This window comes from Pseudomonas sp. A1230 (assembly GCF_044218825.1).
Classification (GTDB): Bacteria; Pseudomonadota; Gammaproteobacteria; order Pseudomonadales; family Pseudomonadaceae; genus Aquipseudomonas; species Aquipseudomonas iridis.
This window is the reverse complement of record NZ_CP162582.1, coordinates 2134378-2156510: the sequence shown is the minus strand read 5'-3', so window position 1 is coordinate 2156510 and position 22133 is coordinate 2134378. Positions and strand designations below refer to the sequence as shown.

Annotated in this window: 15 protein-coding genes; 5 read left to right on the top strand and 10 right to left on the bottom strand. The window is 57.8% G+C overall.

Annotation, left to right across the window (positions count from 1 at the left end):
- Positions 1–211 precede the first annotated feature (211 nt).
- From AB4P97_RS10195 to AB4P97_RS10175, 5 genes are read left to right on the top strand one after another with little or no spacing between them, the layout of a single operon-like run.
- Positions 212–3706, top strand: coding sequence for a response regulator (locus tag AB4P97_RS10195; RefSeq protein WP_200617196.1), 3495 nt, complete (start codon positions 212–214; stop codon positions 3704–3706).
- Positions 3706–4539, top strand: a complete 834-nt coding sequence (locus AB4P97_RS10190) for a protein-glutamate O-methyltransferase CheR (RefSeq protein WP_042559287.1) — start codon at positions 3706–3708, stop codon at positions 4537–4539. The genes AB4P97_RS10195 and AB4P97_RS10190 overlap by 1 nt, the downstream gene beginning before the upstream one ends.
- A complete protein-coding gene (locus tag AB4P97_RS10185; RefSeq protein ID WP_115148122.1) occupies positions 4536–5129 on the top strand; it encodes a chemotaxis protein CheB in 594 nt (197 codons plus the stop codon). Before AB4P97_RS10190 ends, AB4P97_RS10185 begins: the two co-directional genes overlap by 4 nt.
- Entirely contained in the window at positions 5123–6337 is a 1215-nt protein-coding gene (locus tag AB4P97_RS10180) for a hybrid sensor histidine kinase/response regulator (RefSeq protein WP_042559285.1), read from the top strand. The genes AB4P97_RS10185 and AB4P97_RS10180 overlap by 7 nt, the downstream gene beginning before the upstream one ends.
- Positions 6338–6381: 44 nt before the next feature.
- The gene (locus AB4P97_RS10175) at positions 6382–6759 is read left to right on the top strand and encodes a response regulator (protein ID WP_042559284.1); all 378 of its coding nucleotides are present in this window, start codon (positions 6382–6384) and stop codon (positions 6757–6759) included.
- A 106-nt stretch (positions 6760–6865) separates the two neighbouring features.
- Here AB4P97_RS10175 and AB4P97_RS10170 read toward each other — a convergent pair whose 3' ends face one another.
- The 10 genes from AB4P97_RS10170 to AB4P97_RS10125 all read right to left on the bottom strand — a co-directional run bounded on the left by AB4P97_RS10170 (position 6866) and on the right by AB4P97_RS10125 (position 22132).
- Complete coding sequence (locus tag AB4P97_RS10170; RefSeq protein ID WP_047301340.1) at positions 6866–8536, bottom strand: ATP-binding protein; 1671 nt, start codon at positions 8534–8536, stop codon at positions 6866–6868.
- Positions 8533–10032, bottom strand: coding sequence for an ATPase domain-containing protein (locus AB4P97_RS10165; RefSeq protein ID WP_042559282.1), 1500 nt, complete (start codon positions 10030–10032; stop codon positions 8533–8535). The genes AB4P97_RS10170 and AB4P97_RS10165 overlap by 4 nt, the downstream gene beginning before the upstream one ends.
- Before the next feature lie 157 nt (positions 10033–10189).
- A complete protein-coding gene (locus tag AB4P97_RS10160; protein ID WP_395602587.1) occupies positions 10190–11245 on the bottom strand; it encodes a tetratricopeptide repeat protein in 1056 nt (351 codons plus the stop codon).
- A gap of 249 nt (positions 11246–11494) precedes the next feature.
- Positions 11495–12916 carry an efflux transporter outer membrane subunit gene (locus AB4P97_RS10155; protein ID WP_042559281.1) on the bottom strand — a complete coding sequence of 474 codons (1422 nt, stop codon included), beginning with the start codon at positions 12914–12916 and terminating at the stop codon, positions 11495–11497.
- Entirely contained in the window at positions 12913–16104 is a 3192-nt protein-coding gene (locus AB4P97_RS10150; protein WP_042559280.1) for an efflux RND transporter permease subunit, read from the bottom strand. The genes AB4P97_RS10155 and AB4P97_RS10150 overlap by 4 nt, the downstream gene beginning before the upstream one ends.
- Before the next feature lie 15 nt (positions 16105–16119).
- Positions 16120–17373: a multidrug efflux RND transporter periplasmic adaptor subunit MexE gene (mexE, locus tag AB4P97_RS10145; protein ID WP_395602586.1), complete on the bottom strand. Its 1254-nt coding sequence runs from the start codon at positions 17371–17373 to the stop codon at positions 16120–16122.
- Between the two features lie 274 nt (positions 17374–17647).
- The gene (locus AB4P97_RS10140) at positions 17648–18100 is read right to left on the bottom strand and encodes a DUF805 domain-containing protein (protein WP_115148116.1); all 453 of its coding nucleotides are present in this window, start codon (positions 18098–18100) and stop codon (positions 17648–17650) included.
- A gap of 15 nt (positions 18101–18115) precedes the next feature.
- Positions 18116–18463 carry a DUF4190 domain-containing protein gene (locus tag AB4P97_RS10135; protein WP_042559277.1) on the bottom strand — a complete coding sequence of 116 codons (348 nt, stop codon included), beginning with the start codon at positions 18461–18463 and terminating at the stop codon, positions 18116–18118.
- Between the two features lie 191 nt (positions 18464–18654).
- Entirely contained in the window at positions 18655–20394 is a 1740-nt protein-coding gene (locus AB4P97_RS10130) for a dipeptidase (RefSeq protein ID WP_395602585.1), read from the bottom strand.
- 637 nt (positions 20395–21031) lie between these two features.
- Positions 21032–22132 (bottom strand): endonuclease, encoded by a 1101-nt coding sequence (locus AB4P97_RS10125; protein WP_235378403.1) that lies wholly within the window; start codon positions 22130–22132, stop codon positions 21032–21034.
- Position 22133: the final 1 nt, after the last annotated feature.

Below are 22133 nucleotides of genomic sequence, written 5' to 3'. Positions count from 1 at the left end.
GGCTCCTGCATGAGTAAGTGGCGCATAGCCACAAGTTCCCGTTTTGATACAAAAAAGATTAGCAGCTGCGAGGCGTGCAAGGATAACTGTTGGCACGCACCCAAGCGCAGGCAAATGTAGGAATTTACTGCCAAAGTCGTCAGAAAAATGGATCCACGCCGGTGTTTTGGGGCAAACTCTCGGGTTTTCAACAGTTCGACAAGGCTGCCCCATGTCCTCTCCGTCTTCGGTTGATGAACAACGCTTTCGCAAACTCCTGAGTCGCAACGTCGGTCTGCCGTTGGGCGTCGGTCTGCTCAGTGCGGTGTTCTTCGTGTCGCTGATCACTTATCTGCTGTCGGTCATCCAGTGGGTTGAACACACTGACCGCGTGATCAATAACGCCAACGAAGCGGTGAAACTGACCGTGGATCTGGAAACCGGCATGCGCGGTTACCTGTTAAGCGGTGATGAGCACTTCCTCGACCCGTACGAAACAGCCCGGCCGCGAATCGCCGTGGCGCTCAATACGTTGCTTGAGCTGACAGCCGACAATCCAGTGCAAACCGATCGTTTGCGCCGTCTGCAAGCGTTGCAGACCGAATGGGCGACCTACGCGCAATCGATGATCGATTTGCAGCGCAGCAGCGGTGATTACCGTGGTGCGGTAAAGGCCGGACGCGGCAAGCGCCTGACGGACGAGATTCGCAAGCAGTTCGAAGATGTGATCGACATGGAGCAGCAGTTGCGCGCCTCGCGCAATGAAGAGGTGCGCCGCACTACGATCTGGAGCATCACCCTTTATCTGCTGTTTGTCGCGGGTATCAGCGGGTTGCTGGCCTACATTGGTCGGCGCGATCTGGTCAATCTGTCGCAAAATTACGGCGCCACATTGGCCGCGCAGCAAGCCAGCGCCGAACGTCTGGAGCGCCAGGCCTGGCTGCGCAACGGCCAGACCGAGCTGGCCGAGCAAGTGCTGGGGCAGCTGACACTGAATCTGTTGGGACGCAACATTCTGCAGTTCTGCGCCCAATATCTCGGCAGCGCGGTGGCTGCTCTTTATGTACGCGAAGAACACGGTGACCTGAAGCGGGTTGCCACCTATGGCTTCTCGCGGGAACAGGAAGAACACGGGCAGGCGATTCACAGTGCTGAAGGCATTGTCGGCCAAGTGGTGCAGCAGGCGCGTCTGGTTCGGCTGGATTCGGTGCCATTCGATTACTTCAAGGTCAGTTCCGGTCTTGGCGAAGGTCTGCCGCACAGTGTGCTGGTGGTGCCGACCAGCGACGACGATCGGGTCAACGGCGTGATCGAGCTGGGTTTCCTGCGTCCGCTCAATGACCGCGACATCGAGTTGCTGGAGCTGATCGCCAGCAATATCGGCACCTCTATCGAGGCGGCCCGTTATCGCCAGCGCCTGCAGGAAGTGTTGGCCGAAACCCAGCAACTCAACGAAGAGTTGCAGGTGCAGCAAGAAGAGCTGAAAACCGCCAACGAAGAGCTGGAAGAGCAGTCGCGGATTCTCAAGGAGTCCCAGGCGCATCTGGAAACCCAGCAAGTGGAGCTTGAGCAGACCAACGAGCAACTGGCTGAACAGGCCCAGACACTTGCAGAACAACGCGACGCCATGGACTTGAAAAACACCGAGCTGAATCAAGCTCAGGTGCAACTCGAAGAGCGTGCCGAAGAGTTGCAGCGTTCGAGCAAGTACAAGTCCGAGTTCCTCGCCAACATGTCTCACGAACTGCGCACGCCGCTGAACAGTTCGCTGATCCTCGCCAAGTTGCTCGCGGAAAACCCGCAGGACAACCTCAGTCCCGAGCAGGTCAAGTTTGCCGAGTCGATCTATTCCGCCGGCAACGATCTGCTCAACTTGATCAACGATATCCTCGACATCTCCAAGGTCGAGGCGGGCAAGCTGGAAGTCCTGCCGGAAAACACCCACGTCGCGCGGCTGGCGGACGGTTTGCGGGGTGTCTTTGAACCGATCGCGGCGGATAAGAAGCTGGCGTTCCGTGTCGAAGTGCAACCCGGCGCCCCGACAATGATGTTCACTGACCGTCAGCGTCTGGAACAAGTGATCAAAAATCTGCTGTCCAACGCCATCAAGTTCACCGAGCAAGGCTCGGTCAGCCTGACGATTGCCAGTCAGCCCGATGAGCGCATTGCCTTCATCGTTCAGGATTCGGGGATCGGCATTGCCACGGATCAGCAGGAAAGCATCTTCGAAGCCTTCCGTCAGGCCGATGGCACCACCAATCGCAAGTACGGCGGCACCGGGCTGGGGTTGTCGATTTCCCGGGACCTGGCAATGTTGCTCGGCGGTTCTATCAGTGTCAGCAGCACGCCGGGGCAGGGCAGTGTGTTCACCCTGGTATTGCCGTTGCAGTACAGCGAGCCGGGCGATACGCCGTTCGCGCCGCTGAGCTTTACTCCGCCCGCGGCAGTGACGCACGTTGCCGCACCAGCGGTGCCTGTTAAATCGCTGGCACCGGTCAACATCCCGCGCTTTGCCGATGATCGTGACAAGGGGCCGTTTGCCACCCGCTGCATTCTGGTGGTCGAAGACGAGCCGAATTTCGCGCACATCCTTTACGACCTGGCGCATGAGCTGGGTTATCAGTGCCTGGTCGCCCATGGGGCGGACGAAGGCTACGATCTGGCGCGGGATTTCTTGCCGGATGCGATCCTGCTCGATATGCGCCTGCCAGACCACTCCGGTCTGACCGTGCTGCAGCGTTTGAAAGAGCGCGCCGAAACCCGTCACATCCCGGTCCACGTGATCTCGGTCGAGGATCGTGTCGAAGCGGCCATGCACATGGGCGCCATCGGTTACGCGGTCAAGCCGACCACCCGCGAAGAGCTCAAGGACGTGTTTGCCCGTCTCGAAGCCAAACTGACGCAAAAGGTAAAACGTGTGCTGCTGGTCGAGGACGATGATCTGCAGCGCGAAAGTATTGCGCGGCTGATTGGCGATGAAGACATCGAAATCACCGCCGTGGGCCTTGCTCAAGAGGCTCTGGATCTGCTGCGCACGACGATCTTTGATTGCATGGTTATCGACCTGAAGCTGCCGGACATGCTCGGCAACGAGCTGCTCAAGCGCATGTCCACCGAAGACATCTGTTCGTTCCCTCCGGTGATTGTCTACACCGGGCGCAACCTGACCCGCGACGAAGAGGCCGAGCTGCGCAAGTATTCGCGCTCGATCATCATCAAGGGCGCGCGTTCACCGGAACGCTTGCTCGATGAGGTCACACTCTTTTTGCACAAAGTCGAATCACAGTTGTCCCATGAACGGCAGAAGATGCTCAAGACCGCGCGCAGCCGCGACAAGGTCTTCGAGGGTCGCAAAGTGCTGCTGGTGGACGACGATGTACGCAACATCTTCGCCCTGACCAGCGCGCTGGAGACCAAAGGCGCAGTCGTGGTGATCGGCCGGAACGGTCGTGAGGCGATTGAAAAACTCAATGAAGTCGAGGACATCGATCTGGTGCTGATGGACGTGATGATGCCGGAAATGGATGGTTTCGAAGCCACCATTGAGATCCGCAAGGATCCACGCTGGCGCAAACTGCCCATTATTGCGGTGACGGCCAAGGCCATGAAGGACGATCAGGAGCGCTGCCTGCAAGCGGGCGCCAACGATTATCTGGCCAAGCCTATCGACCTGGATCGTCTGTTCTCGCTGATTCGTGTGTGGTTACCGAAGATGGAACGCATTTAGTGGACGGCAATCACTCATTAGAGCGAAACAGTGAAATCGAATTGCGGCTGTTGATTGAGGCTATTTACCTCAAGTACAGCTACGATTTTCGCGATTACTCCGGCGCTTCGATCAAGCGTCGGGTGCAGCACGCATTGAGCCAGTTCGAGTGCGCGACCATCTCTGCGTTACAGGAGAAAGTCCTGCATGACCCGACAGCGTTCATGCAGTTGCTGCAATTGCTGACGATTCCGGTCAGCGAGATGTTTCGTGATCCGTCGCACTTCCTCGCCATTCGCAATGAGGTGGTGCCGCTGCTGCGCACCTATCCGTCGATCAAGATCTGGATTGCCGGGTGCAGCACCGGGGAGGAGGTCTATTCGATGGCGATTCTGCTGCGCGAAGAGGGCCTGCTCGATCGCACGATCATTTACGCGACCGACATCAACCCGCGTTCGCTGGACAAGGCCAAGCAGGGTATTTTCTCGATGGAAAATGTCCGGGCCTACACCGCCAATTATCAGCAGGCCGGTGGCCAGTGTTCATTTGCCGACTACTACACGGCGGCTTATGGTTACGCGATTTTCGACAAGAGCCTGTGCGAAAACGTGACGTTCGCCGATCACAGCCTGGCCACTGACAGTGTGTTCTCCGAAACTCAATTGATTTCTTGCCGCAATGTGCTGATCTACTTCAACAAGAAGCTTCAGGACAGAGCGTTCGGGCTGTTCCATGAATCGCTTTGTCATCGCGGTTTTCTTGTACTGGGCAGCAAGGAGACGCTGGATTTTTCCAGCTATGCTAACCAGTTCGAGCCGCTGGTAAAGCAAGAACGGATCTACCGCAAAAAATGAACGACACTGCGGATTTGCCTCGAATCGAGGCTATTGTGGTCGGTGCTTCTGCTGGCGGCGTCGAGGCATTGATGAAACTGCTTGGCCCGTTGCGCCAGGGTTTTGTGCTGCCGATCATCATCGTGCTGCACTTGCCGGAAGAGCGTCGCAGCCACTTGGCTGAAGTGTTCGCCCGACGTCTGCTGCTGCCGGTCGAAGAGGCCACGGACAAGCAGGATATTCAGGCCGGCACGGTGTATTTCGCCACGCCCGGTTATCACGTGTCGGTGGAGCAGGATCGCAGTTTGTCCTTGAGCCTTGAGGACCGCCTTCATCATTCGCGGCCATCAATTGACTATCTGTTCGAGTCTGCTGCCGATGTCTACGGACCCAAATTGGCCGCGGTGTTGCTGACCGGCGCCAATCAGGATGGCGCGCGCGGGCTGGCGCAGGTCAAACGCTGCGGCGGGCTGACCATTGTGCAGGAGCCCAGCGACGCTCAGGTCGCCACCATGCCTCTGGCAGCGCTGAAGATTCAGCAGCCGGATCATGTCTTACCCATTCACGGCATCGGCCGTCTGCTAGTCGAGCTGGAACAAATCGCATGCTGAGTAATATTCAGGCAAAACTGCTGATCGTCGACGATCTGCCCGAGAACCTGTTGGCTCTCGAAGCGCTGATCAAACGCGAAGACCGCACCGTCTATAAGGCGTTGTCGGCTGACGAAGCGTTGTCGCTGCTGCTGCAACACGAGTTTGCCATGGCCATTCTCGACGTGCAGATGCCCGGCATGAACGGCTTCGAACTGGCCGAGCTGATGCGCGGCACCGAGAAAACCAAGAACATTCCGATCGTTTTCGTCAGCGCCGCCGGCCGCGAACTGAACTATGCGTTCAAGGGCTACGAGAGCGGTGCGGTGGACTTCCTGCACAAGCCGCTGGACATCCACGCGGTGAAAAGCAAGGTCAACGTATTCGTCGATCTATATCGCCAGAGCAAGGCCATGAAGCAACAGGTCGAAGCGCTGGAACAGGCCCGGCGGGAGCAGGAAGCGCTGCTGCAGCAATTACAGAGCACCCAGTCGGAGCTTGAGCAAGCAGTGCGGATGCGCGATGACTTCATGTCAATCGTCGCCCACGAAGTGCGTACACCACTCAATGGCCTGATACTTGAAACCCAATTGCGCAAGATGCACCTGGCGCGGGACAACGCTGCGGCGTTCACCCTCGACAAGATGCACGCCATGGTCGATCGCGATGAGCGGCAGATCAAAAGCCTGATCCGTTTGATCGAGGACATGCTCGACGTTTCGCGGATCCGTACCGGCAAGCTGTCGATCCGGCCGAATTCCTTTGACCTTGTGCAGTTGGTGAGCAATCTGCTGCAAAATTTTGCTGCGCAAATCGAAGCGGCGGAAACCACCGTCACCTTCGAGGCTGACGTGCCGGTAAAAGGTTGCTGGGATGAGTTCCGCATCGAGCAGGTGATTTCCAATCTGCTGACCAACGCCTTGCGTTACGGTGGCAGGAGCCCGATTCAGGTGCGCGTCTATCGCCAGGGCAACGAAGCTCGGGTTGAGGTTCAGGACCACGGGATCGGCATCAGCTCCGAGAATCAGAAACGTATTTTTCAACAGTTCGAACGGGTTTCCGCCAAGACGGTAGTGGCCGGTCTCGGGTTGGGTCTGTTCATTTCCGAGCAGATCGTCGCCGCCCATGGCGGTTCCATCGTCGTCGAGAGTCAAATCAACGAGGGCGCCCTGTTTCGCGTTTGTCTGCCGATCGAGGAAAACGGCAAATCCGACGCAACCTCTGAGTGACCGCACGGTCGTATCAGCAGCTATTGACCGAACATAGGCTTCCCATGAGCGTAGATGCACAAGATGTAGTACTCGTCGTCGAGGACGAACCGGTTATCTTGATGGTTTTGACGGATTATCTGTCGGGGCAGGGCTATCGTGTCTTGCAGGCCGAAAACGGCGAGCAGGCGTTCGAAATCCTCGCGAGCAAGCCACATCTGGACATGTTGATCACCGACTTCCGTTTACCCGGCGGCATCTCCGGCGTGCAGATCGCCGAGCCCGCCGTGAAACTGCGACCCGATCTCAAGGTGATTTTCATCAGCGGTTATCCGCAGGAAATCCGCGAGACCGGTAGCCCGATCACGCTCAAGGCGCCGATTCTGGAAAAGCCGTTTGATCTGGACGTGTTGCAGGAAAAGATTCAGGAAATGCTGGCCTGATCGCGATCGCCCTCATGTAGGAGCTGCCGAAGGCTGCGATCTTTTGACTTTGTTTCAAGATCAAAAGATCGCGGCCTTCGGCAGCTCCTACCGCTTTTTTGAGGCTTCAGCTTTTGATCATCTCACGCACCTTGGCGGTCAACAGATCAAAGGTGAACGGCTTGGTGATCATCTGCATTCCCGAATCCAGGAAGCCGCCGCGCACCGCCGCATGCTCGGCGTATCCGGTGATGAACAGAATCTTGAGCTCCGGCCGGTATTGCCGGCCAATCTCAGCCAACTGACGACCATTCATCCCCGGCAAACCGACGTCGCTGATCAACAGATCGATGCGCTGCGTCGAGTTGAGAATCGGCATTGCGCCGTCGGCATCTCCAGCTTCCAGAAACGCATACCCCAACTCACTGAGCACCGCGCTGACCAGCACGCGTACGGCCGGGTCGTCTTCGACGATCAGCACGGTTTCGCCATCTATTGCATTCGGCGATTGCTGGATGTCGGACGCGGGTTGCTCAAGTTCTTCGCCACGGTAGCGCGGCAGGTAAAGTCTGACGGTCGTGCCCTGATCGACTTCGCTGTCAATCGACACATGCCCGCGCGACTGCTTGCTGAAGCCGTAAATCATCGACAGACCCAGGCCTGTGCCCTGGCCGATCGGCTTGGTGGTGAAAAATGGATCGAACGCGCGACTGATCACACTTTGTGGCATGCCGCTGCCGTTGTCGGTGACGCTTAACATCACATAATCGCCGGGCTCAAGATTGGGGTAAGCCACGGTGAACTCACGATGCAGGACCTGATTGCTGGTCTCGACCACCAGTTTGCCGCCCTCGGGCATGGCGTCGCGGGCATTGATGACCAGGTTGAGCAGGGCGCTTTCCAGTTGATTGGGGTCCGCCTCGGCTATCCAGAGTTTTTCGTCCAGCCGCATTTCCAGTTGAATGCTTTCGTTGAGACTGCGCTGCAGCAACTCGCCCATCGACAGCACCAGACTGTTCATCTGCACGGCTTTGGAGTCGAGCGATTGCCGACGGGAAAAGGCCAGCAGGCGATGAGTCAGGCTGGCAGCCCGATTGGCCGAGGTCACGCCCAGGTCGATCAAGCTGTCGAGGTCTTCTGTGCGCCCACGGGCCAGACGCCGACGAATCAATTCAAGGCTGCCGATAACGCCGGTGAGCATGTTGTTGAAGTCGTGAGCGATACCACCGGTGAGCTGACCAACTGCTTCCATTTTTTGCGACTGACGCAATGCTTCTTCGTTGTGCCGCAGTTGCGCGGTGCGTTCTTCGACTTGTTGTTCGAGGGTTTCCAGTGTCGATTGCAGGCGTCGTTCGCTTTCACTCAGATCGATCAGACGGTCGCGGGCTTCGTACTGTCGTCGCCGGCCGCGAAGGGCGGCAGACACCAGGCTGATCAGAGTGGCTGGATGGAACGGCCGCTCAAGGAACGTTACGTTGCCTAACTGATCGCTGAGTCGAGAGGAGGGGCCCTGTTCCTGTCCGCCGTGATGAGTGAGCAAAATGGTCGGTAAATCCGACCATGCTGGCTGCTCTTCCAGGTACACAAACAGCGTTTCCAGTTCCGGGCCGCGCAACGCTTCGGCAGCGATCAGCACCAGTCCGGCACCGATTTCCAGTTGCGCACACAGTTCGGCGAGATTCGGTGTGATCAGGCCGTGATACCCGGCCTCGTTGAGGATCATCAGCGCAATTTGGCTGTCGCGACCCATGGGCGCCAGAATCAGCGCCCGTTCGGCGAGCGGCACTGAGACAGTCATATGCGTTCCTGCAACAGCGGTTTTCTCTCACCGAGGTAAGTCGGGACGCCACGCAGTACACCCTGAAAGGCCTCCAGCGGTTCGCCAATGGTCATGCCATTCGACGAAATAAGGTATTCGCGAATCGTCGATTCGTGGCTGCCGGTGCGCTTTTTGATGATGGAAATGGCGCGGCGCACCTTGCCGATGGCTTCGAAGTAGCGCAACAGAATCACCGTGTCAGCCAGATAGGTAATGTCGACGGGTGCCTGCATGTCGCCGACCAGACCATGCTGGGCGACTGTCATAAATGTCGCCGCCCCTTTGCGGTTCAGATACAGCAGCAATTCGTGCATGTGCAGCACCAAGGCCTTTTCTTCAGGCATCGCTGCCTGATAGCCGTTGATGCTGTCGATCACCACGGTTTTGATCTGGCCTTCGTCAACGCAGCGACGTACGCGATGGGAGAACTCACCCGGAGACAGCTCGGCGGCATCCACTTGTTCGATCAGCAGGTTGCCGGTGGCGCGCAGGGCCTTGAGATCGATACCGATGTTCTTCATCCGCTCGAAAAGCAGTTCCAGCTCTTCGTCAAAAATGAACAATGCCGCTTTTTCCCCGCGTGCCACAGCAGCGGCGGCGAAGATCATCGAGATCAGCGATTTGCCCGTACCCGCCGGGCCCAAGATCAACGTGCTTGATCCCGTCTCGATGCCGCCACCGAGCAACGCGTCCAGCTCTTTGATACCGCTGGTCAATTGCAGGCGCGGGTAGTCGCCGCGATGTTCGGCTGCGACCAGTCGAGGGAACACATGCACGCCATCGCCCATGATGGTGAAGTCGTGATAACCGCCGCGGTACTTTTGGCCACGGTACTTCACTATCCGCACTCGGCGACGCTCGGCGCCATAGTTGGGGGTGATTTCTTCCAGGCGAATCACACCGTGGGCCACGCTGTGCACGGTTTTGTCGAGAGACTCGGTGGTCAAGTCGTCGAGCAGCAGAACCGTCGCGTTGTAACGCACGAAGTAGTGCTTGATTGCCAGAATCTGTCGGCGGTAGCGCAAGGAGCTTTGTGCGAGCAGACGGATCTCAGACAGGCTGTCGAGTACCACCCGGGTCGGTTTGAAGCGTTCGACCGCTTCGAATATCTGCTTGGTGGCTTCGCCCAATTCCAGATCGGAGGAGTACAGCAAACTCTGCTGGTGCTCTGCATTAAGCAGGCTTTCCGGGGGCGTCAGCTCGAAGATGTTGATGTTTTCATCCAGGTCCCAGCCGTGGGACAGCGCACCTTGGCGCAATTCACGCTCGGTTTCCGAGAGCGTGATGTACAACGAGCGTTCACCGGCTTTCGCGCCGGCCATCAGAAAATGCAAAGCGACCGTGGTTTTGCCTGTGCCGGGCTCACCCTCCAGCAAAAATACATGACCGCGAGACAAGCCACCGGCGAGGATGTCATCCAGGCCTTCGACTCCGGTGGCGGCTTTTTCACTGATCAACTCGTTAGATGTAGACAAAAAATGCCCTCTCATGACTAGGGGAAGCGAGGCAGCCGTCTAGGGTGGACTGCCTGTTTACTTGACCTGTAGCCGTGATGGCAGTTCCGCTTTTTCTTTCAGGAAGGCTGGAAATTTGCTGTGGCGAGCGGATTTGTCCCCTCACCACAGGACAATCTCAGAGGCCTTGCTGTATTGCCGGATCGTCGGGGTTCAACTGTTCAAGCTGGGCGAGCAGTATCTGCACATTCTGCAATTGCCCGCTTTCTTTCCAGTAATTGATCAGCAGCACCCGCGCCTTGCGATCGGCCGGATGGCGCTGGACGATTTCCTGCAGTTGCTTTTGCGCCGCTTCCAGTTCTTCTGCGCTGTGAAGAGTGGTGGCGAGGTCGTAGCGGTAATCTTTGTTGTCCGGCTCCAGCTCAACCGCTTTGGACAGACCGAGCAGGGCGTATTCGCGCTGACCATGGTGCAGCAACCACAGCCCCAGGGCATGTTGCAGATAGGCGGAGTCAGGCTGGGCTTGAAGCTTTTGCGCGAGCAACTGTCGCGCGGCGTCGGCCTGCCCCTGGCGGTCGAGCACATCGATCTGCATCACCAGCGCCGGCAGGTTGCCGGGATCCAGGCGCAGCGCATTCTCCAATGCATGCTGTGCCTCTTTGAGCTCTGCGTTATGCAGATGCAGGCGCGCCAGTTGCGCATAAGAAGCGGCGCTCGGCGGTTGATCCTTGAGTGCTTGCTCCCAGCCGTCGATAGCCTGCTGTAACGGCGCAAAATACAGCCCGAGTTCATCCGGGGTCAGGCCGAGCAGGGCGTTGATCGCGGCAAACCGAACAGTCGGTTCCTCATCATCAAGCATCGGCCCGAGCAACAGACTGCGTTGCCCACCTGGCACGAGTCCAACCACACTTTTGATCGCTGCCACCCGCACCTCGGGTGCTTCGTGCTGCAGGTCCGCGTCGGCCAGTTTCAGCGCCTGTGGGCTCGGGTAATTGGGCAGTTCGCCGTGCAGCCAGACGCGGCGCTTGACCGACAGATCCGGCCGGCCCAATTGCTGATACAGCCGACGCGCCGCCCCCGGTTCACCGGTTCGGGCAGCGCCCAGCGCTTCGCTGTAGCCGTGCTTGATCGCGTCCGGAATGACCGGCGTGGTGCTGCGCAGGGCTAGCCACGCCACGACGACAATAAGCACGAGCCCAAGGCAGATAAGCAGATAGCGGCGAGACGGAGGCATGCGGGTTTCCGAAAACAGACGTACTTGAGCAGAGCGGCAAGCTTCGGTCAGCTCGGGCCGTGAGTCAAACCCGAGCATGCGAATCGTGACGCAATCCCCTCTAGGAGCTGCGGAACGCATTTCAAATGGCGGAGCAACTTTGGCCTCTCCTGCAATTGCGGGCATAAAAAAGCCCCGCGACCGAATGATACGCGGGGCAAAAAATTGGTTGGTTGCGGCCAACCAAAGGAGCTCTTTAACAATCAATGGTTACTTGCTGGCGACCGTCTCCGGCTGCCAGCCACCGCCGAGGGCTTTGTAGATCGCGACAATCCCGCGATACAGATCCACTTCGGCCTGGGCCTGGCTGTCTTCGGCATTCAGCCGTTCACGCTGGGCGTCGAGTAGCACCAGGAAATCTGTGGTGCCTTCGCGATAGCGAATCTCTGCCAAGTCGGCTGCGTTGCGGCTCGATTCACTCTGGCGGATCAGCGAGATCAGGCGTTGCTGGCGTTTGCCGTAGTCGCTGAAGGCGTTTTCCGACTCTTCCAGTGCCAGCAGCACTTGTTGCTCGTAGGTCGCCAGCGCGCCCTCGGCATCCGCATCGGCACCGCGCAAACGCGCTCGCACGCTACCGAGATCGAATGCTGCCCAGGTGATGCTCGGGCCGAGTGCCCAGGCATTGGCCGCCGAGGAACCGATCTGCGAACCACGCCCGGCCGTCCAGCCGAGGAAGCCGCTGAGGCTGACCCGTGGGAACAGGTCCGCTTTCGCCACGCCAATTCGCGCCGTGGCTGAAGCGAGTTGGCGTTCAGCACTGAGAATGTCCGGACGACGTTGCAGCAGCTCGCCCGGGTTGCCGATTGGCAAGGCCTTGGCAATTGCCGGCAAGTCTTTCGGACTCAGGTCGACGGTCAGTTTGTCCGGACGCTCACCCAGCAGGGTGGCGATGCGGTTTTTCTGCCGAACCTGCTCGGCTTGCAGTTGCGGCACGCTGGCTTCGACCGAGGCCAGACGCGCATCGGCACGTTCGACATCGAGCTGATCGCCAACGCCGGCATCACGCAGGCTGATGGTGATCTTGCGTGACTCCTGCTGGTTGTTCAGGTTGGCCACCGCGATTTTTTCGCGCAGTTGTGCGCCACGCAGTTGACCGTAGGCGTCCACCAGTTCGGCAATCATGGTGACTTGCAGTTGGTACAGATCGGCTTCGGCGGCCTGCTGATCGGCATCGCTGGCTTCCAGATTGCGCTGGATGCGCCCGAACAGGTCCAGCTCCCAGGCCATGTCCAGGCCCAGGTCATAGCGTTCACTGCTGACCCGATTGGTGGTCTGGCCGGGGATTTGCCCCTTGGCCAGATCACTGCTGGCGCGGCTGGTGATGGTCGGCATGATGTCATTGCTGGCGTCATCGCGGATCGCCCGTGCGGCTTTCCAGCGGGCAAACGCCACGCGCAATTCACGGTTGCCTTGCAGCGATTGCGTCACCAACTGGTTGAGGGTCGGATCGTCGAACTGCTGCCACCAGATGCCTTCGAACTTCGAACGGTCAAAGTTCTTCTGACCGTTGGCGCCGTCGGTGGCGGTCGTGATGTTGGCCGCCTCCGTCGCCGGGGTCTTGTAGTCGGGGCCGACGGCGCAGGCGCTCAGGGCCAGCACCAGCAGACTCGGCAGGAAGACTTTCAGACTCATTGTTGCGCCTCCAGTGGCTTTTGAAGAGAGTGCGCCTTGGCCGCTTTGCGGGCTTCGCCGCGTTCGACAAAGTTACGAATCAATACGTAGAACACTGGCGTCAGCAACAGACCGAAGAAGGTCACCCCGAGCATCCCGGAGAACACCGCCACACCCATCGCGTGACGCATCTCGGCACCGGCGCCGCTGGAGAACACCAGTGGCACCACACCCATGATGAACGCGAAGGAGGTCATCAGGATCGGCCGCAGACGCAGACGGCAGGCTTCCAGTACCGCTGCGAGCGGATCGAGGCCTTCTTCCTGTTTATCCTTGGCGAACTCGACGATCAGAATCGCGTTCTTACACGCAAGTCCCACCAGTACGATCAGTCCGATCTGGGTGAAGATGTTGTTGTCGCCGCCAGAGATGATCACGCCGGTAATGGCGGACAACAGGGTCATCGGTACGATCAGGATCACCGCCAGTGGCAGGCTCCAGCTTTCGTATTGAGCCGCGAGCACCAGGAACGCCAGCAGTACGCAGAGCGGGAACACGAACAGTGCGGTGTTGCCAGACAGAATCTGCTGGTAGGTCAGGTCGGTCCATTCGTAGGTCATGCCGTTCGGAAGTTCTTCCTTGAGCAGTTTCTCGATGGCTTTTTCGGCCTGGCCAGAGCTGTAGCCGGGGGCTGCCGCACCGTTGATTTCTGCGGTAATGAAGCCGTTGTAGTGCATCACGCGATCCGGGCCCGAGGTGTCGCTGACCTTGATGAAGGTCGCCAGCGGGATCATTTCGCCTTTGTTGTTACGCACTTTCAGCTGACCGATCTGATCGGATTCGAGGCGGAACTGTTGCTCGGCCTGAACGTTGACCTGATAAGTGCGTCCGAAACGGTTGAAGTCGTTGGCATACAGCGAACCCAGGTAGATCTGCAGGGTGTCGAAGATGTCGCTGACCGCCACGCCATGAGTCTTGGCTTTCTCGCGGTCGATCGCTGCATCGACCTGCGGCACGTTCACGGTGTAACTGGTGAACAGGCCAGCCAGCTCCGGCACGTTGTGGCTCTTGTTGATGATGTTCATGGTTTCTTTGTACAGCTCGTCGTAGCCCAGGTTGCCCCGGTCTTCGATTTGCAGGCGGAAACCACCAATGGTGCCCAGACCTTGTACCGGCGGCGGCGGGAAGATCGCCATGTACGCCTCTTGAATGTTCGCGAACTGGCCGTTCAGGGCGCCGGCGATTGCTCCGGCGGACATGCTCGGGTCTTTACGTTCGTCGAACGGTTTCAGGGTCACGAACACGATGCCGGCGTTCGGGCTGTTGGTGAAACCGTTGATCGACAGGCCCGGGAACGCTACAGCACTTTCCACGCCCGGCTGTTTCAGCGCCATATCGGACATGCGCTTGATCACGTCTTCAGTGCGATCCAGGCTCGAGGCGTCCGGCAATTGCGCGAAAGCCACCAGGTATTGCTTGTCCTGGCCGGGTACGAAACCGGTCGGGGTGTGCGAGAAGCCGAAGAAGGTCAGCACCATCAGGCCTGCGTACAAGATCAGGGCGATACCACTGCTGCGGATAACCCGAGCCACCGTGCCGACGTAGCCATGGCTGGCACGTTCGAAGAAGCGGTTGAACGGGCGGAACAGCCAGCCACCGAAGATCTTGTCGAGCACTCTGGAGAAGCGGTCTTTCGGTGCGTCATGACTTTTCAGCAATACAGCGGCCAGTGCCGGCGACAGGGTCAGCGAGTTGAACGCCGAGATCACGGTCGAGATTGCGATGGTCAGTGCGAACTGCTTATAGAACTGACCGGTGAGGCCGGAGATGAACGCCGCCGGAATAAATACCGCACACAGCACCAGTGCCGTGGCAACGATCGGGCCGGTCACCTCACGCATGGCGCGCTTGGTCGCCTCGACCGGTGTGAGTCCGAGCCCGATGTTTCGCTCGACGTTCTCCACCACCACGATGGCGTCATCCACCACGATACCGATGGCCAACACCAGGCCGAAAAGCGACAGGGCATTGAGTGAGAAGCCGAACAGGTGCATCACCGCAAACGTACCGATCAACGATACCGGCACCGCCACCAAGGGAATGATCGAGGCGCGCCAGGTTTGCAGGAACAGGATCACCACCAGGACCACGAGGATCAGCGCTTCGAAAAGGGTGTGAACCACTGCTTCGATCGAGCCGCGCACGAAGATCGTCGGGTCATAGACGATGCTGTAATCCATGCCTTGCGGGAAGCCTTTCTTCAGCTCGTCCATTTTCGCCCGAACGTCATTCGAGATGTCGATGGCGTTGGAACCTGGACGCTGGAAGATCGGAATCGCCACCGCCGGCTGGTTGTTCAGCAGCGAACGCAATGCGTACTGGCTGGAACCCAGTTCAATGCGAGCGATGTCTTTAAGTCGAGTGATCTCACCGTCGTCACCTGCACGAATGACGATGTTTTCGAACTCTTCCTCGGTGACCAGTCGGCCCTGAGTGTTGACCGACAGCTGGAAACTCTGTGCAGTCGGGGCAGGGGGCGCACCCAGTTGGCCGGCAGCTACCTGGCGGTTCTGTTCACGAATGGCGGTAACCACATCGGTAGCAGTCAGATTGCGCGAAGCGGTTTTGTTCGGATCAAGCCAGACACGCAGCGAGTAATCGCCCATGCCGAACAGTTGCACATCACCGACACCGCTCAGACGAGCGAGCTCATCCTTGATGTTGAGGATCGCGTAGTTGGACAGGTAGAGCATGTCGTAACGCTTGTCCGGGGAGGTCAAGTGCACAACCATGGTCAGGTCAGGTGAAGCTTTGTCGACGGTGATACCGATGCGTGTCACTTCCTCGGGAAGTTTCGGCTCGGTCCGGGTGACCCGGTTTTGTACCTGCACCTGCGCGTTGTCCAGGTCAGTGCCCAGGGCGAAGGTGATGGTCAGGGTAATCTTGCCGTCAGCGGTCGATTGCGAGGACATGTACAGCATGTTCTCGACGCCGGTGATGGCTTGCTCCAGAGGAGCCGCCACGGTTTCACCGATGACTTTTGGGTTGGCGCCCGGGAAGTTTGCACGCACCACCACGGTCGGTGGCACGACTTCCGGGTATTCGCTGATCGGTAGCTGGAACAGCGAAATCGCACCGGCGATCAGGATCAGCAGCGACAGCACCGCTGCGAAGATCGGCCGTGAAATGAAGAATTGGGAAAAATTCATCGGAGTTGTCGTCCCTTAACCGCGTGGGGTCGTAGCGGCCAGCTTCACAACCGAGCCGGACGCGCCTTTGGCAGGCGTGACTTTAGGCAGGTTGCTGGCTTCCAGCGCTTGACGTTGTTGAGCGAGTGCCGCGATGGTTTGCTCGCTGGCCATCGGGACGACTTCAGGCGTCACCGGTGAGCCAGGGCGTACGCGTTGCAGGCCCTTGACGATGATGGTGTCGTCTTTGTTCAGGCCGCTACGCACGATCCGCAGGCCTTCGATTTTCGGGCCGAGTTCAACGGCGCGGTAAACGGTTTTGTTGTCCGCATCCATCACCAGCACGAACTTCTTGCCCAGATCGGTACCGACGGCTTCGTCGTTGATCAACATGGCGTCGTAGGTGCCACTGCCTACCAGTTTCAGGCGTGCATACAGGCCCGGGGTATAAGTGCCATCGCTGTTGTCGAACACCGCGCGACCACGGATGGTGCCGGTTTTCGGATTGACCTGGTTGTCGATGAAGTTCATCTGACCCAGGTGCGGATTGCCATCCTCATTGGACAGACCCATGTACACCGGGGTGGTGGCTCCGCGCTGACCCTGACGGGCGAGTTGGGTGTATTTGAGGAATACACGCTCATCAGCGTCGAAGTAGGCGTAGACCTTATCGGTAGAAACCACGCTGGTGAGTGGCGTGGTGTCGGCGGTTACCAGGTTGCCGGCGGTGATTTCGGCACGGCTGACGCGGCCGCTGATGGGGGCGGTCACGCGGGTGAAACTCAGGTTCAGCCTGGCCAGATCCAGTTGCGCTTGCAGTGCGCCAACGGCGGCGCGGGCTTCTTGTGCGGCGCTGGTACGCGAGTCGGCGAGTTCGGCGGAGATTGCGTTGCTGGCACGCAGACGTTCACCTCGGGCGGCTTCGTTTTGGCTGCGAGTGGCGTTGGCGCGTGATTGAGCAACCAGGGCTTCGAGGCGGCGAACCTCAGCCTGGAATGGACGCGGATCGATCTGGAACAGCAGGTCGCCTTTCTTCACCAGTGCGCCTTCAGTGAAAGCAACCTGATCGATCTGGCCAGAAACCCGTGGGCGGATATCAACGGTTTCCGGCGCTTCGAGGCGCCCGGTGAATTCGTCCCACTCGTTGACCGGTTGTTCCAGCACCTTGGCCACGCTGACTTTGGCAGCAGGGGGGGCGGCTGCGGTTTCCGGATTTTTGCCGCAAGCGCTTATCACCAGTACGGCCAGCAAGGCCATCGGGAAGCGCAAATGTTTAAGTGACTGTTCCATGGAATGCATCCGCCAAGTATTGAAGATGGGCGGATGATGCTCGGCGGCTAGTTAGCAAACGAATCGAATGAGGCAAAGGTAACTATCATTCGGAATGATATAAGCCCCGAGCGAGCCCTCTAGCATGCACCTTTCGTTAGGGGGCTATCAATCTGATTGATGGCAATTCTGTTTTGCGCGACCAGTAAAGGTGCAGCTACTTGTAGGGGTAGGGATTTCAGAAACAAAGAGACGGCCATGAAGGCCGTCTCGATCAGCGATATGCCGATGTGTATCAGTTGTTGCCTTTACGGTTCTCGCCGAAACGATTCGGGCCCGGCTGGCTGTCTTGCGCAAGGAACACCAGGTTGACGATAGGCAGCAGCAACCACCAGCCGCTGCGATCGGTGTCGTGCATGCGACGGACACCTACTGCGATCGATGGCAGGAGGATCGCGAGGCTGTAGAGGTTGTACAGCATGCCTTTGGTGTTCAGCATGGCATCAATGGCGATGATGCCAAAAGAGATTGCCAGGTTGATCAGAAAGAACATCCAGTACTCGCGGCGAGTGGCGCGGCCGCGGAATACGACGTAGTTTCTCCACGCCTCGACGTACGGGTTACCGGTTGTAATGGCTGGGCCACTTGGGTAGGACTGTTGGGTGGCTTGAGGCGCCCCGCACTGTGGGCAAGCCACGGCCAAAGTGCTTATTTCCTTGGCGCAACCGCGGCAGAAAACCATGCTCATATTTTTTCCCTAAAATTATTCAATCGATAGACAGAGCAAAACGAACGCAGTAAGGCCTGACAAAACAATGCCGGCGATCGCGAGGTTTCTTCCTGAGTGTTTTTGGTTGATGCAGGTGATGCCGCAAGCGAGACCTGCGATGGAGAAAACCCCCACGCCGAGGATCGTCTCACTGTCCCATTCGGAGTCATCAAACAGGGTGAGTGCGCAGATAATCCCGAAGATCAGTGAAACGATGGCCAGCCAGGGTGTTTCGGCTTGCGTTTGCGGCACATGGGCCTGCTGGACAGCCCCGCATTGGGGGCAGTTGAGCGCCGTTTCGTGAAGCTCCTTGGCGCAAGCACGACAATAGACCATTGCCATCGTTTTCCTTAACTGAGTGCTGAAACCCGACCTTCCATCTGGCGGGGCGCGCTAAGTTAAACTTTATTACCAAATTTGTCACCCGGCACTTTGCCATTACCCGTCATGGCTGTTGAAAACAGTGCTTTGGAACTGCGTTGCGGGGGATTGTGAGCGGTGGCGAGGGAGTTCGATCCCTCGCCACGCGTGCATCAGAGGTTCGGCAACTGACCGATCCGGCCAATCATTTCCGTCACGATCTGCAGATCAAGCTGGAATTGCTCCACGGTCTTGAATTCACCGTCGGTGTGACCGGTGTATTTGACCTCTGGCCGGGCCAGACCGAACTGCACGCCGTTGGGTAGTTCATGCACCGAGGTTGCCCCGGCGGACGTGCCGAACTCGTGTTTCATGCCCAGATTTTCAGTGGCCACCGCGAGCAGCGCTTTGACCCACTCGCCCTCTGGATTGCGGTACATCGGTTCGGCGATCGAATAGTCGAAGGCAACGGCAACGTGGGTTTTCTTGCTCCACGCCGCCAGTTTCTCAGCGATTTCGGCCTTGAGTTTTTCCGGCGACTTGCCTTTCGGCACGCGCAGGTTGACTGCCAGTTTAAAGGCCTTGTCATCCATTGCGACGTAGGTCAGCGACGTGGTCAGCGGCCCCATGAAGGCGTCGGAGAAACCGACATTCAGCTTGTTGCCCAGGTAATCCAGCCCCCAGTTTTCGGCGGCGTAGCGTGCGGCGTCAGTAATGTGGTTGTGCTTGAGCGCGACCTTGCCATCAAGGCTATTGATGAAGTCGAGCATACGCGCCACCGGATTGACCCCGGATTCGGGCTCGGAGGAGTGCGCGGACACCCCGGTGACCGTCAGCTTCACGTCTTTGCCATCGGCTTTGGCGCTGATCTCGAAGTTGCCGCCATTGCGTTTGGCATAGTCGGCGCCGGCCTTTTGCAGGCTCGCGACGAGTTCGGCAGGTTTGTCCGTAATCAACGTCGCGACAGATGCCGACGGAATCTGATTGGTCGCCAGACCACCGGTCATCGAGATGATTTCTGCGCCTTTGCCCTCAGCCTTGCGCTTGGCAAAGTTAGCCATGACGGTGCCGTAACCTTTCTCGGCAATCACCACCGGGTAACCGCCATCCAGCGCCAGGTTGTAGTTGGGCGTCGGGTTACGCTCGAAATAGTAGGGGATCGCGTCGCCAGTGGTTTCCTCGGTGGTGTCCACCAACAGCTTGAAATTACGTGCCAGCGGCAGCTTTTCTTCTTTGATTACCTTCATGGCATACATCGTCACTACGATGCCGTTCTTGTCATCCTCGGTCCCGCGGCCATACATGCGATCGCCGATCAGAGTGATCTTGAACGGGTCGAGACGAGTACCGTCCTTCAATACCCAGTTCTCCGGCGTCACCGGAACCACATCGGCATGCGCATGAATGCCGACGACTTCATCGCCGGAGCCTTCGAGGGAAATCTCGTAAACGCGGTTGTCGATGTTGCGGAAATTCAGATTGAAAGACTTGGCCAGGTCCTTGATCTTCTCTGCGATCTTGATGAATTCCGGATTGTCGTGCTGGGCAACGCCGTCCTTGCGAAAGGTCGGGATTTCCACCAACTCGCGCAGAGTCTCAGTGGCTGCCGCGCTGTACTTCACGCGTGCGTAGATGCCGAGCAGGCGATAGATCTCGTTTTGCTGCTCAGCCGTCAGAGTCTTGTTGTCGAGGAAGGCGCCAATGGCCGGACCGATACTGGCTGTTTTCGCCAGATCGCTCTTGGCCACGCTGCCGAGGAACTGTCGGAAATCCGTAGTCGTGTCGGCACTGAAGCTCTTAAGGATTTCAGCGCTTTGCTGCGGGGTGATGTTGGCTTGCGCGGGCGCAATGAAGGCAGATAGACCGGCCAGCATCAGCGTGGTGGCGGCCAGTTTCTTGAAAGGGAAATTCATTACGAAGGGCATTCCTTGGCAGTGCAGTTAATAAAAGAGTGTCTCAGTGCTGAGACACATGCCCTTACAAACTACCACTGCAATGCTGCATTGCGGCACCCCTGAAACGGGATCTGTCGCACAGAAATGCAAAAGCGACGCAAAGTTTGCAGGTCGCGCGCGGGGGCGTTCTTAGAGACTATCCGGATCCCCAAAAAACATTTTGACTTGGTTCTAGAACGGTAGTTTCAGATCATAAAAAACTAATGATGCCCCCAGTTTTGCCCCCAGTTACACAGGGTGCGAGAGCGCTCGCGAGCGGCGATTTCTCACGGACTCCAGTATGGCAGTGACTGGCTTTCGGTGTAACTCCTCATTGGATCTGGAGGTAGGTTGCAGGGCTCATCAAGGACACGCTAATCCGCTCTCGCTCGAGAGCAGCAACTCCGATCGGCCGTGTTCGACCCAATATTTGCATCCGCGTAATTGGTTTGCTGGTCTTGGAGGTTTCTACGAAACCAGGGGCGATTCAGAGCCTAGAATGCACTTTTAGTTAGAGTGCTATCAATTTGATAGATGACAAAGCTGTGTTGCGTTGCCAGCAAGGATCGAACACCTGCGTTGAAAGCGTATGGACGGTCTGCCGGGTAAGCTTTGATCAGACGAGGCGCTTCTCGAAACCAGCCAGATATTCGCGAACCATCGTCGAGTAGGGTGCTTGAGGCTTGGCCATCTCTTTCATATGTCGCACCGTACGGTCTATCAATGCTTCCATTCGTTTTATGATGCGCTTGTTTTCATCCGCGCACGGAGCATTCCTGCACACTTCGAGTTTCAGAATCATCGCGCAAAGATCCTTTACTGACTCCTCCATAAAGGCGAGTTGGCGCAGTACTCGCGTGCGATCCTGGACCAATCCCAAACGGTTCAGCCCGTAGGTATGGATCGATACCGCGCCACGAAGACTGAGCTTGTCTTCAAGCGCCTTATCAATTTCACCTTTGAATTCCGGGAGTAGATATTGGGTTGGAATAACTTCAGGTAGCCCCGCGCCATCGTGTGGTTTTGGTAACACCAACCCAATGAGCTTTTCGCAGTCGACATGGAAGGCTAAATGCTCTTGTGGATCATCCCGGCAGGGATTGAGTAACAACGCGTATTCCGTTGAACAGTCCCTCGAGTCCTGTGTCGCGCGCGGCCCCAGGATTGGAAAATGGTTGCCTTTACCTGTAGTGACCCTGCGTTGCTTGCTGAAGCCTAAGTGGTCACTGCGCAGTTCAACCAATTGGGTTGAGAGCACCGGTGTGATGTGTTCGTTCAGTCGGTTGCAATGGATGCAGCTGGGAAGCAGGTTTTCCCAATCCATCGCCAGCCACCAATACCCCGTATGGTCAGTATCATTTACGCCCCCCTTCGGCCTGTAATGCTCTACGTCAACCGGGGCCACGGCAGGGTAGAACGTTTCGCAATACGCGCACTTGCCATGAAACAGCGCTAACAACTGGGTTTTGACCGAGTTTTTGCGATAGGTCTTGAAAAGGGGTTTTTTCAAGGAGTCCACTGCCTTTGCGGCTTCAATCACAACCGGATCATCGGCCGCCAGCGTGGCTCTGGCGCGCGCCAAGGTCTCAAGTGCAGCCGTTTTTTCTTTGAAATAGGCGGTTAAATCAGTGAGTTCCTGATCCGCGGCACTGACTGTGGTCTTTCTCGGCAACATCGCCAGGGGCTTTTTCACGAGGGATCGGTCAACGAAGCGCACG

Excerpts from the sequence above, each read along its gene's own strand:
- AB4P97_RS10195 (WP_200617196.1), top strand. The coding sequence starts at position 212 with ATGTCCTCTCCGTCTTCGGTTGATGAACAACGCTTTCGCAAACTCCTG.
- AB4P97_RS10185 (WP_115148122.1), top strand. The coding sequence starts at position 4,536 with ATGAACGACACTGCGGATTTGCCTCGAATCGAGGCTATTGTGGTCGGT.
- AB4P97_RS10180 (WP_042559285.1), top strand. The coding sequence starts at position 5,123 with ATGCTGAGTAATATTCAGGCAAAACTGCTGATCGTCGACGATCTGCCC.
- AB4P97_RS10175 (WP_042559284.1), top strand. The coding sequence starts at position 6,382 with ATGAGCGTAGATGCACAAGATGTAGTACTCGTCGTCGAGGACGAACCG.
- AB4P97_RS10170 (WP_047301340.1), bottom strand. The coding sequence starts at position 8,536 with ATGACTGTCTCAGTGCCGCTCGCCGAACGGGCGCTGATTCTGGCGCCC.
- AB4P97_RS10160 (WP_395602587.1), bottom strand. The coding sequence starts at position 11,245 with ATGCCTCCGTCTCGCCGCTATCTGCTTATCTGCCTTGGGCTCGTGCTT.
- AB4P97_RS10155 (WP_042559281.1), bottom strand. The coding sequence starts at position 12,916 with ATGAGTCTGAAAGTCTTCCTGCCGAGTCTGCTGGTGCTGGCCCTGAGC.
- AB4P97_RS10150 (WP_042559280.1), bottom strand. The coding sequence starts at position 16,104 with ATGAATTTTTCCCAATTCTTCATTTCACGGCCGATCTTCGCAGCGGTG.
- mexE (WP_395602586.1), bottom strand. The coding sequence starts at position 17,373 with ATGGAACAGTCACTTAAACATTTGCGCTTCCCGATGGCCTTGCTGGCC.
- AB4P97_RS10140 (WP_115148116.1), bottom strand. The coding sequence starts at position 18,100 with ATGAGCATGGTTTTCTGCCGCGGTTGCGCCAAGGAAATAAGCACTTTG.
- AB4P97_RS10135 (WP_042559277.1), bottom strand. The coding sequence starts at position 18,463 with ATGGCAATGGTCTATTGTCGTGCTTGCGCCAAGGAGCTTCACGAAACG.
- AB4P97_RS10130 (WP_395602585.1), bottom strand. The coding sequence starts at position 20,394 with ATGAATTTCCCTTTCAAGAAACTGGCCGCCACCACGCTGATGCTGGCC.